The organism is Actinotalea sp. C106, assembly GCF_023630195.1.
Lineage (GTDB): Bacteria > Actinomycetota > Actinomycetes > Actinomycetales > Cellulomonadaceae > Actinotalea.
In genome coordinates this window covers 1-10749 of record NZ_JALPKN010000096.1, presented here as the reverse complement: position 1 = coordinate 10749, position 10749 = coordinate 1, and the positions used below count along the sequence as shown (strand labels likewise).

Annotated in this window: 10 protein-coding genes; 5 read left to right on the top strand and 5 right to left on the bottom strand. The window is 72.8% G+C overall.

Annotated features, from left to right (window positions below):
• The 3 genes from L0B03_RS08490 to L0B03_RS08480 form a co-directional block, all read right to left on the bottom strand.
• The coding region (locus L0B03_RS08490; RefSeq protein ID WP_374204919.1) for a TolB family protein at positions 1–728 on the bottom strand (728 nt) is incomplete at its 3' end.
• A gap of 30 nt (positions 729–758) precedes the next feature.
• Positions 759–1034 carry a hypothetical protein gene (locus L0B03_RS08485; protein ID WP_250445378.1) on the bottom strand — a complete coding sequence of 92 codons (276 nt, stop codon included), beginning with the start codon at positions 1032–1034 and terminating at the stop codon, positions 759–761.
• Positions 1035–1118: 84 nt separating this feature from the next.
• Positions 1119–3272 carry a S8 family serine peptidase gene (locus tag L0B03_RS08480; protein ID WP_250445377.1) on the bottom strand — a complete coding sequence of 718 codons (2154 nt, stop codon included), beginning with the start codon at positions 3270–3272 and terminating at the stop codon, positions 1119–1121.
• A gap of 371 nt (positions 3273–3643) precedes the next feature.
• Between L0B03_RS08480 and L0B03_RS19290 the strand changes: the two genes are divergently transcribed.
• On the top strand, positions 3644–5197 hold the full coding sequence (locus L0B03_RS19290; RefSeq protein ID WP_308200026.1) for a methyl-accepting chemotaxis protein: 1554 nt from the start codon (positions 3644–3646) through the stop codon (positions 5195–5197).
• A gap of 37 nt (positions 5198–5234) precedes the next feature.
• Here the strand turns inward: L0B03_RS19290 and L0B03_RS08465 are convergent, their stop codons facing one another.
• On the bottom strand, positions 5235–5858 hold the full coding sequence (locus L0B03_RS08465; protein ID WP_250445376.1) for a hypothetical protein: 624 nt from the start codon (positions 5856–5858) through the stop codon (positions 5235–5237).
• A 789-nt stretch (positions 5859–6647) separates the two neighbouring features.
• Here L0B03_RS08465 and L0B03_RS08460 point away from each other — a divergent pair.
• From L0B03_RS08460 to L0B03_RS08450, 3 genes are all read left to right on the top strand, one after another.
• A complete protein-coding gene (locus L0B03_RS08460) occupies positions 6648–6875 on the top strand; it encodes a hypothetical protein (protein ID WP_250445375.1) in 228 nt (75 codons plus the stop codon).
• A 158-nt stretch (positions 6876–7033) separates the two neighbouring features.
• Positions 7034–7483 (top strand): hypothetical protein, encoded by a 450-nt coding sequence (locus L0B03_RS08455; RefSeq protein ID WP_250445374.1) that lies wholly within the window; start codon positions 7034–7036, stop codon positions 7481–7483.
• Between the two features lie 105 nt (positions 7484–7588).
• Positions 7589–8272, top strand: coding sequence for an SRPBCC family protein (locus tag L0B03_RS08450; RefSeq protein WP_250445373.1), 684 nt, complete (start codon positions 7589–7591; stop codon positions 8270–8272).
• Between the two features lie 76 nt (positions 8273–8348).
• Here L0B03_RS08450 and L0B03_RS08445 read toward each other — a convergent pair whose 3' ends face one another.
• Positions 8349–8537 (bottom strand): hypothetical protein, encoded by a 189-nt coding sequence (locus L0B03_RS08445; protein WP_250445372.1) that lies wholly within the window; start codon positions 8535–8537, stop codon positions 8349–8351.
• A 158-nt stretch (positions 8538–8695) separates the two neighbouring features.
• On the opposite strand from L0B03_RS08445, the gene L0B03_RS08440 reads away from it, so the two are divergent.
• A partial coding sequence (locus tag L0B03_RS08440) for a tetratricopeptide repeat protein (protein WP_250445371.1) occupies positions 8696–10749 on the top strand: 2054 nt, incomplete at its 3' end.

Here is a 10749-nt window from a genome sequence, read left to right as displayed (position 1 = left end):
GCGCTGCCCGCCGGGGCGCCCTCGTCGAGCCCGTCGCGCACCGGCGGGACCTCGACGAGGACCGCGTCGCGCAGCAGGTCCTCCTCACGGCCCGCGTGCACGGCGCTCGTGGCGACCAGGGCCGCGCCGTCGGGCAGCCAACGATGGCCCGCGACGTCGACGTCCCCCGCGGTGAGGGCGACCGGCGCAGGAAGGGGGCCCGCACCCGGGTCCTCGGGCAGCGTGACCAGGTGCAGGTGCTGCGGCCGGTCCCGGAAGAAGCCCACCCCGTCACCGCGGTAGCGGAAGGTCGTGATGTGACGCGGCGGCTCCGCCCCCGCGTCACCGCCCGGGACGTAACGTCCCTCCTCGGGCACGCGGGCCAGGTAGGCGATCCGGGTGCCCTCGGGGGAGAACCGTGGCTCGGACACCCCCAGCGGCGCGTCCGTCAGGAGCATGGGCTCCCCGCCGTCGGCCTCGACCACGTGGAGCTGGGGCCTGCCCTGCGGCTCGGCCCGCAGGAACGCGATCCACCGGCCGTCCGGGGACCAGGTCGGGGCGGTGTCACGGTGGCCGCGGGTCAGGCGGCGGGGCGGGAGGGAGCCGTCGGCCGGGACGGTCCACAGGGTGCCCGTGTACTCGTCGGCGTCCACGTCCGGAACGGTCACGGAGAAGACGATGGTCGTGCCGTCGGGGCTTAGTGCGGGGGCGCCCGGGGCGCGCAGCAGGGAGAGGTCGGTAGGGATCACCGGACGACGGTATGCCACCGGACCGACGGGCTACCGACGTCGGCGCGCGATCAGCTCGACCAGGGAGCGCGAGGCCACCAGGACCAACGCCACCCACGTGACGGCCAGGAGGACGAGGCCGACCGCCCCGCCGACCACGGCTCCCGGCCAGCCCTCCAGCAGGTACCCGAGCAGAACCGGGACCCCGACCAGGACCACCGTGGCCAGGGCCCAGGTGGCGAGCTCGAGGGCAGTGTCGGCCAGCCCCCTGCCGACCTCGTCAGCCAGCGTGCGGGCAGGTCGGGGCGGAGGCGTCGCACCGGTCATCGCCACATCATGCACCGGACGCCTCTACCGTGGGCCACCCACGGCTGCCGACGTCGGCAGATCTAGGTCGAGGCAAGACCTCCGTCATCTCCACCGTCCAGGCCGCGCGACCGGCGTACGGACCGTGGCCTGCGCGCTCCGGCCGACCGTCACGCCGTCAGCGATCGGCGTGACGCGCACCCGGTACGTCGTGCCGGGCCGGAGCGAGGTGATCGTGACGCCGCGGCGGGCCGTCACAGGGTCACGGAACGTGGTCCACGTCCTGCCGTTGGTCGAGTGCTCGATGCGGTAGTCGGTCACCCGGTCGCCGGAGGTCGTCGGCGCTGCCCACCCGAGCCTCACGGAGGAGGCCGTACGCGAGACCGTGCGCACCGAGCGCGGCGCCGACGGCCGGGCACGGGTGACTGCACTGCCTGCGGCGACCCAGTCGCTCGACCCGGCCGCGGAGTTCGCTCGCACCCGGACGTCGTGCCGGGCCCCGGCGCTGAGCCTGGTGAGGGTCGCCGAGGTCGCAGGCTTGGTGCTGACCGTGCGCCAGCTCCTGCCGTCGGTCGAGTGCTGCACCGTGTACCCCGTGATCTCTGCCGCGTCGAGGCTCGCGGCCGGCAGCGACCAGGCCACCCTCAGCGTCGCCGTCGTCACCGTCGTGATCCGGGGCGCTCGAGGTTGTCCTGGCGCGACGAGCGAGCCGGTCCGGACGGTCAGGGGAGCGCTCGCCGCCGCGTAGCCGCCCCCGCCGAGCGCCGAGACCACGACGACGAGGTCGGTGGCCGGGCTGAGCCCCGTCACCGTGTGCTCGAGGCTGGCGGGGACGACGTCGGTCTCGGAGGTCGAGCTGCCTGCAGCAGGGCCTACCTGGACGCGGTAGCCCGTGACGCTCTCCGCGCCGGTCGAGGGCGGGGTCCAGGAGACGGTGACCGACGTCGCGGTCACCGCTGCCACGGCCACACCCTCCGGGGCGGAGGGCAGGTCACCCGGGTCGACATCGGGCTCCGGGACGGGGTCGAGGGACGGCTCGGGCTCGGTGGCGGGGGCAGGCTCGGGCGTCGGTGTGGCCGCCACCGTGGTCAGGAGCCCGTCGGGACTCCCAGCACCGGCGTTGGTCACGACCGGGTACACCCTCGACAGCATGGTCTCGGTCAGGGCCGCCGGACGCAACGAGGGGTCGTGCTGCAGGACCAGGGCGGCCATCCCGGCCGCGTGCGGTGCCGCCATCGAGGTACCGCTCATGGTGGCGTAGCGAGCGCCGGGGTAGGTCGATGTGATCGACGTCCCGGGGGCGAACCCGTCGACGCAGGTCCCCCAGTTCGAGAACGAGGACCGCGCGTCGTTCCATGCTGTTGCGCCCACGGTCAGCGCTGCCGGCACGTGCGCGGGGGACGTCAGGCACGCGTCGGCGTCGGCGTTCCCGGCGGCAGCCACCACGAGCAGGCCAGCCGCCGTCAGGGCGTCGACCGCGCTGGTGGTGCTGGCGTTGCGCCCTCCTCCGAGGGACATGTTCACCACGCCGGGGGTACCGCCCGGGTGGTTGGCCAGGATCCAGTTCACACCGGCGACCACGAGTGAGCTGTCGCCCCGGCCGTCACACCCGAGCACCCTGACGGGGACGATCGTCGCGCGCTTGGCCACGCCGTACGTCGCGGACGCCGCGGTGCCGGCCACATGGGTGCCGTGACCATGGCAGTCCTGCGTGCCGTAGCCGTCAGAGATCGCGCTGTAGCCCGGAGCGACACGTCCGGCGAAGTCAGGGTGGCCGGAGTCGACGCCGGTGTCCACGACGTACACGCGCACCCCGGTACCAGCCGACGACGGATAGGTGAAGCCGCCGTCGAGCGGCAACGCGGCCTGGTCGACCCGGTCCAGGCCCCAGGTCGGGCGGCCTTGGGTCGTGGTCTCGGAGGAGTCGGCGATCGCCGTGGGGACGGCTTCCTCGACGCGCACGACGTCGTCGAGGTCGACCAGGGCACGGATCTGGGCGTCGGTCGCCTCGAGCGCGAAGCCCTCGAGAGCCTGGTCGAACTCGTGGCTCGCCCCCAGGCCGAGTGCCCGCACGTCGTCCAGGACGTCCTGCGCCGTCCCCGGGTCCGTCTGGACGATCCAGGTCCCCGTCGGGGCTGCCGGGGCTGCAGCGGGTACGGCGAGGTCGAGGGGCTGGGCGCCTGCCGCCGAGCCTCCCGAGACGACCGCCAGGGCTAGGGTCGCGACCAGGGTGCGGCGGGCGAGGTGCGGGAGCTTCACCGGGGGCTCTTCTCGTCGGAGGCTGCCCTGCTAGGGCGCTGGTCGGAGAGCACGGTGCGCGCGGGACCGCCCGCCCGTCACCAGGACTCTCCCTCTACCCATCGGCCCGCGTCAGCGGCCGGTGATCGCTCGAAGGAGTGACGTCGCGCGCGCCCCGGCGGCGCGGTCACGACGGGTGCGAGGGGGCGTTCCGCCGGCGGGGGTGCGCCGGCGGCACACGGTGGTCGACACGGGCGAGCCAGGGGGACTCATCGGGTCGCTGGATGCGCGAACGTACCGAGCTCGGGTCATATGGCTCAGCACTGCGCCGCCTCGGCCGATGACTCGGAAGCCGACACCCGGCGCCCTTCTCACGACGAGGACACACAGCCGTGCGCAGACGACGACGCTCCGAGGACGCCCACCCGGACGAGCGGGAGATCATGGCCGCCGAGATCCGCGCCCTGGACTCGGTGATCGAGGACCTCAGCCGCGCGAGCAGCTCCTCGGACGGCATCCGGGCCGTGCTCGAGGGCGCCCGCCGAGCCTTCAGCTACCAGTACGCCTCCGCCTGGGCGGTGCCGTCCACGGGGAAGGACCTCACCTTCCTCTGCCAGGTCGGCGACCTCTCCCGCGAGATGACCACCATGACCCCGACCCACCAGATGTCCCGCGGCCTGGGCATCTGCGGGATCGCGTGGGAGCGCGGGGACGTCCTGGACGTCACCGACCTCACCGAGCACCCGGCGAACTGCGCCCGGGGCGAGGCTGCGCTGCGGGCAGGCGCCCGCGGCGCGATGTCCCTGCCCGTCCGGCGCGACGGCAAGATCATCATGTTCCTCGACTTCTTCGCCACGACCCCGGGGACCGCGAGCGTCACGCGCCCCGCCGTGCTCAGCGCCCTCTCCCGGGTGGTGTCCCAGACCCTGAGCACGATGGTGACCATCGAGCGCCAGCGCGAGTCCGCCCGGGACCAGCAGGCCGTCACGACCGTGGTCTCCGAGGTCGGCGCCTGCCGGGACGAGGACTCGGCGTTGCGCGCCGCCCTCGACGCCGTGCGCAAGGAGTTCGGCTGGGCCTACGGCTCGTTCTGGGCCCTGGACGAGGAGGCCCGCGTGGTGCGCTTCCAGGTGGAGTCGGGCACGGCCGGTGAGGAGTTCCGCAAGGTGACGCTGAGCGCCAGCTTCGCCGAGGGGGTCGGGCTGTCCGGCCGCGCGTGGCGGGCCCGGGACCTCGTCTTCGTGGCCGACCTGGGCGACCTCCAGGACTGCGTCCGGGCCCCCGCCGCCCAGCGGGCCGGGGTCAAGTCCGGGGTGTGCCTGCCGATCATCGTCGACGACCAGGTGGTCGGCACGATGGACTTCTTCGCGACGACCACCCTCGAGCTGTCCGAGAACCGGGCCGCAGCGCTGCGCAACGTGGCGCGACTGGTCTCCCAGCGGCTAGACATCCTGCGTCGCGCGGACCGGGACGCCAAGGCGGCGACCGCGCTGCTGGGCAGCGTCGAGCGGCTGAGCGCGAGCGCGACCGAGGCCGGCGAGGTGGCCCTCGACGCCGTCGCGCAGGCGACGTCGGTGGCCACCGAGGTGCGGGCCCTCAGCGAGTCCTCGAGCGCGATCGGCGAGGTCATCAAGGTCATCTCCTCGATCGCCGACCAGACGAACCTCCTGGCCCTCAACGCCACCATCGAGGCGGCCCGCGCCGGTCAGGCCGGCCGGGGCTTCGCGGTCGTCGCGACCGAGGTCAAGGAGCTCGCGGGCGAGACCACGACCGCGACCTCCCGGGTCGGCGAGCGCGTGACGGACATCCAGACCAACACCGCGACGGTCGCGCGCGGCATCGAGGACATCAACGCCACGATCGGCCGGATGGACGAGGTGCAGACCCGGATGAGCCAGGTGCTCGAGGAGCAGCGCGCGATGGCCCTGGCCTTCGAGCAGCACTGAGGTGGAGCAGCACTGAGGTCGAGCAGCTGAGCGAGGGTCAGGGGCGAGACGGCGCCGCGGGCGTCGAGCGCCGCCGGACGACCCACCAGACGATCCCGCCGACGGTGAGGCCCAGGCCGACCGTGCCCAGCGCGACCGCGACGAGGACCAGGACGACCGTGCCGAAGATGCCCGTGACGAAGGGCATCACCTCCTGGTCCTCGACGAGGATCACTCGGGCGTCGTCCCCCGCGAAGAGGGCCCCGGGGACGTCGACGGTGTGCGTCCCGGAGGACCCGGCCCGGAACCCGCCGACCGTGGCCGCCCGGGTGCTGCCCCGCCCGATGTTGCCCGAGACCGACGGGGCAGAGGAGACAGCCATCTCCTGGCCGTCGGGGCCGGTGACCTCGGGCCTGGCCTCGAGCCGGGCGTTCGACATCCCGGCGTCGCGCGCGAGGTAGAAGGCGTAGGCGACGTCGGCCTCGAGGTCGACCTGCATCGTGCCGGGGGCCTCGACCGACGCGACGGCGTCCGGCCCGTCGCCACCGTTCGAGGACAGCACTCCGGTGGGCAGGAGCCCGAAGAACATGACCGCCGCGACCACGCCGGCCGCGATCGACAGCGCGAGGGCCGCCACCCCGGAGAACGTGAGGATCTTCGGTCCGCGCAGCGACTGGTTCATGGCCCTGAGACTAGGAGACCGGCACGCACGATGCCCCCTCCCGGCGGCGAGACACGTCCGTGGCGCCACGCCGCACTGCACGCAACGAGCCTGCGTCATTCACGCGCGCGCACTATTGACGAAGAGGGTTGACTCCGCCATTCTCAGTCTCGACGCAGTGGCCCCCGACGCCACCTGCCACGAGTCTTGCGGAGGGCAGATTCGCCGAGTCCACCCCCAGCGCACAATGTCGATCGCACTGCAGCCGACAGTTCCCCGTTGGCCGACTTCCCAGTTCGCGCACTCCTGGAGCCCTCCGCAGAGACCATGAACACGCTCTCACCAGGGCAGAGCGTGGAACTGGTCGAGCTCGCCACAACAACAACCAACAACCAACAACCAACAACCAACAACCACGGGACATGGGAACTCACGGCACCGCCAACCGCGACCGCCGGAGTGCCCCTAGATGGCGACACACTGCCGATCCTCGTCGAAGGTGCCGACGCGCGCGACTTTGTCATGAGGACACTGGGGGTAACCCCCAGGAGTCGAGCGTGGCGCGCGAGCCCAACCGATGCTTCCTCAGACGCAGAAGAGATGCTGACGAGGCCAAGCAGCCCTACTGACGCTCAGCTTGGGTCACTCTCGGCTCACGATGCAGTCGAGTCTGGACCATCCCTCGACGGGCTGACTTCGAAAGTCACCGCAGCGCCCTCGGGGGCCCCGCACGTCGATCTGATCGCGGGCCCCGCCCCGATCGCTACGCAGACAAAAAGACTCCTGGGGGACGACGCAGCGAGCGTCGACATGGCGACGAAGGCCTCCGTCGCCACCTTCTGGGTCTCGAAGAGCAAGTCGATCACCTACACGTCAGCCTTCAGCATCGGCTCAGCAATGAAGGCCACTCAGGTCCACTCGACGAGCAACGGCATCAAGCTGGTGTACACGAAGAAGTCGTCGACGGCTACCGCCGCGTATGCACTGTGCGGCAGCGATGGGCTGCCTACAACAGCGACACACGTGCGCGAGTCCTAGCAATGGGTCGCCCTTCGCGCACCGGGCTCCTCTCGCAACACAAGTACATCGGGGCCTTTGCCAGCGCAGCGCTCGTGGTCGCGGCGCTATGTCTGGCCGCATACTTCGCCTCCCGTCCGAGCGCTCATGGTCCTCTCGAGCTGGGCGACCCTTCAGGCGTGGTCGTCATGGCCTTTCCCGCGGGGTCGACCGTGACCTACGGCCTGCAGACGCTCGGGAACAGCAGCGCCTCCGATTCCATCGAACTACTCACGGTGTCTCCGGTCATGGGGGACCCTCCTCCCGAAGCACGGGGCGAGGTCAAGCTCCTCGGACCGGAGCGTGTCGCGACACTCGGAGCAGGGGCATTTGACGTGGTTCCCGGCTGGCCCCCGTCGGGGACCGATCCGATCGACGTGACTGGCCAGCGGGTGCCAGCCGGAACCTCGTCGCATGTCGAGGTCGTCCTACCCGTGGCCGTCCCACCTCGCGGCATGGCAGTCATCGAGGGCTTCGATGTCGAGTACAGGGTGGACGGACGGCGGTACCAGGAGCGCAGCAGCATCACACTGGTGCTCTGCCCATCCGAGTACCCGCAGGACTGCGCCGAGTTCGAGCAGGGGCTGTGACGCTGGAGCCCTCCGCCCGAGACGCGGCGAGAGCGGGCGGCGCTCGTCCTCCAGCCGGGCCGATCGTCCCTGGTCGGTCTGGCCCCCGAGGGCTTGACTAGGGCCATGCCCCTGCACCGGACCCTGCGCGCCGCCGTCGTCCTGGGGCTCGGGGTCGTCCTGTACCGCGTCGCCCGCGAGCGCGCCCTGGGGCTCGGGACGACGGAGGCCGAGCGGATGGCGCCCTTGCCGGGTGACGAGCTGCTGCCCGGGGCCGACCTCGTCGCCACCCGGGGCATCGACGTCGACGCGCCGCCCGGGGACGTGTGGCCGTGGCTGGTGCAGATGGGCCAGGGCCGTGGCGGGTTCTACAGCTACGAGGCGCTCGAGAACCTCCTCGGCCTCGACATCCACAACGCCGACCGGGTGCGCCCCGAGTGGCAGGACCTCGCCGTCGGGGATGAGGTCCGCCTGGCTGCTCAGGCGGGTCTGGTCGCCGCGGTGGTCCAGCCGGACGAGGCCCTGGTGCTCCAGGGCGCGGCCCCGGTGCCCGCCGACGAGCTCGACTCCTGCGGGGCCGAGGGCACCGACGTGGGACCGGGCCAGGGCGAGGCGCCCTTCGACTTCACCTGGGCCTTCGTCCTGCAGCCCTGGGGGGCGCACGGCACCCGGTTGCTGGTCCGCGAGCGCTACCGGTACCGGACGTCCTGGGCGGGGCGCATGGTCGAGCCGGTCAGCTGGGTGAGCCTGCTCATGACCGAGCGCATGCTGCGCGGGATCCGCGACCGGGCGGAGCAGAGCCGCGGCTGAGCGGAGTCCTTTCGCGCCGCTCGGACCGGCCTGGTCGACGTGGGCAGGCCCCCGCCGACCAGGCCGTCGGCTCACGTCAGCCGAAGATGATGATCTGGAACTCGCCGTTGTCGCACCGCGTCTCGTCGACCCCGTGGTCGTTCTGGCTCGCCGGCCAGGTCACGCAGGTGAACGCCGAGGCCGCCGATCCGGCGCCGATCGTCCCTGCGACGGCCAGGCCGACGATCACTGCTGCCCGAGTGAAGACCCGCTTCGTCGTGCTCATCGTCTGCTCCTTCGTGAAGATGTCGAGCCGGACGGAGTGCCGACTCCGCCACGGACGTTAGGGAGAGGGTGACCTGGTCGGCGACCGTTCCGGACGATCCCGGACGCCGTCTCGGAGAGTGGGACCGGCCGCCGTCGTCAGGTGAGCGCCTCACTAGGTTGGGGGATCCGCCCGAGCACACGGAGGCCGCGATCAGCGCTGACGAGACGTCCTCGGAGGCTGACGCGGTCGCCGCCGAGCTCGCCGTCCTCCGGCAGCGGGCAGGGGCGCCGTCCTTCACCGAGATCGCCCGTCGCGTGGGTGATCTGCGGTCCTCCCGCGGCCCGACGACTCATGCCGCGCGCCCGGCGAGGAGCACGGTGTACGACTGCTTCCGCACCGGCCGACGCCGCCTCGACCAGGAGCTGGTGCGCGACGTCCTGCTCGTCCTCGGGCTCGACGATCATGAGGCCTCCGCCGTGCTGGACCGGCTCCAGGTCGAGCTGGGACGCGGCGAGTGGTCCGACGTGGTCGAGGCACGCGACGACCTGCCTGCGCCGCCGCCGCACCTGGTGTCACGCCCAGGGCCTGCCCGAGCCGTGCTCGCCGCCGTCGAGGAGGGCGCCGGGGTCGTCCTCGTGGAGGGGAGCCCGGGGAGCGGGAAGTCCCAGCTCGTGCGGGACGTCGCGGCGACCCTCCTCTCGCACCGTCCGCGCCTCGGTGTCCTCTACGCCGACCTCCGCGGATTCCACCCCGACCGGCGCCCGCCCCGGCCCGACGTCGTCATGGGCGCCTTCCTCCGCCTTCTCGGCACTCCCGCGCGGACCGTGCCCCTCGGTACCGCCTCCCGCCGGGAGGCCCTGCGTCGGGCACTGACCGAACGTCCGGCGGTGGTCGTCCTCGACGACGTGCCCGACGCAGAGCACCTCGTCCACCTCGCCCCGGGAGCCGGGACGGTGGTCCTGGCGACCAGCAGGACGCGGCTCGACGTCCCCGGCGCCCGGCACGTGGTCGTCGAACCGCTCGAGGTCGACGAGGCTGTTGACCTGCTCGCCAGGGTCGTCGGTCGAGCACGGGTCGAGACCGAACGCACCGCGGCTCACGAGCTGGCGCGAGCCACCGGTCTGCTGCCTCTCGCGGTCGAGGTCACGGCCGCGCGGGTCGCTGCCCGGCCCGGGTGGTCCCTCACCGACCACGTCGAGGCGACCCTGCAACGGCGCGGCGCCCTCCGCCTGGACGACGCGGTGCGCGCCACCCTGGAGCAGTCGTACGTCGCGCTGCGCTCACCCGCCCAGAAGGCGCTGCGGCTGCTCGCGACCCAACCTCTGCCGGCCATCGACGTCGACGAGCTCGCCGCCCTCATCGGCGGCGACGTGCTCGAGGCGTCGAGCGCCCAGGCCGAGCTCGAGGCGTGGCACCTGGTGGCTCAGGACGACACGGGCCGCCTGCGGCTGCACGACCTGGTCCGCACCTTCGGGGCCGAGCGCTCGCACGAGGAAGACCCGCCCTCGGCCCGGTCCCGCGCGGTCGACCGCCTCCGCACGCTGTGGGTGACGCGGAGCCGTGCGGCGACGCGGGTGGTCCACCCCTCGGCGGAGGACACCTCACCCACCTCCGCTGCCCTGCTCCCGTCCCCCGAGACGGCACGGGAGTGGCTCGACCGGGGCGGCGACGCCGCCCTGCTGCTGACCGCACCAGAGACGTCTCCGTCCGCGCGGCACGTCATGGACCTCGCGTCCTCCCTGCACTGGTGGCTCACCAGCGCGGGGGTGTGGCACCCCGGGCGCACGCTGCACGAGCGGGCTCTCGAGGCGGCACGGCGGAGCGGCTCGGGCCGCGCGGAGCTCGACGCCCGCCTGGCTCTCGGCATGCTGCTCGTGCACCTGGCCGACTGGCCTCAGGCCGAGGAGCTGCTCACCACGGCCTACGAGGGCCTGCTCCCCCTCGACGAGGACGCCGCGTGCAAGGCCCTCAACGCCCTGGCGATCCTCGCGGTCCAGACGGGGCGGCTCGACGACGGGATCGAGCACTTCCGTCAGCTGGTCGAGCTCCGGGCGACTGCCGGTCGGCCTGCTGAGGCGGCGCCCGCCCGCGACAACCTCGGGATCGCCCTGCGGCGCGCAGGCCGGCTCGAGGAGGCCCTGGTCGAGCACCGCCGTGCCGCCGAGGAGGCTGCCGCGGTCGGGGAAGCCCTCCTCGAGGCCGCCGCGCTCACCAACCTCGCGGACGTCCT

What these genes read in the sequence shown, in the direction of transcription:
- L0B03_RS08485 (WP_250445378.1), bottom strand. Translation starts at nt 1,034, where the DNA reads ATGACCGGTGCGACGCCTCCGCCCCGACCTGCCCGCACGCTGGCTGAC.
- L0B03_RS08465 (WP_250445376.1), bottom strand. Translation starts at nt 5,858, where the DNA reads ATGAACCAGTCGCTGCGCGGACCGAAGATCCTCACGTTCTCCGGGGTG.
- L0B03_RS08450 (WP_250445373.1), top strand. Translation starts at nt 7,589, where the DNA reads ATGCCCCTGCACCGGACCCTGCGCGCCGCCGTCGTCCTGGGGCTCGGG.
- L0B03_RS08445 (WP_250445372.1), bottom strand. Translation starts at nt 8,537, where the DNA reads ATGAGCACGACGAAGCGGGTCTTCACTCGGGCAGCAGTGATCGTCGGC.
- L0B03_RS08460 (WP_250445375.1), top strand. Translation starts at nt 6,648, where the DNA reads ATGGCGACGAAGGCCTCCGTCGCCACCTTCTGGGTCTCGAAGAGCAAG.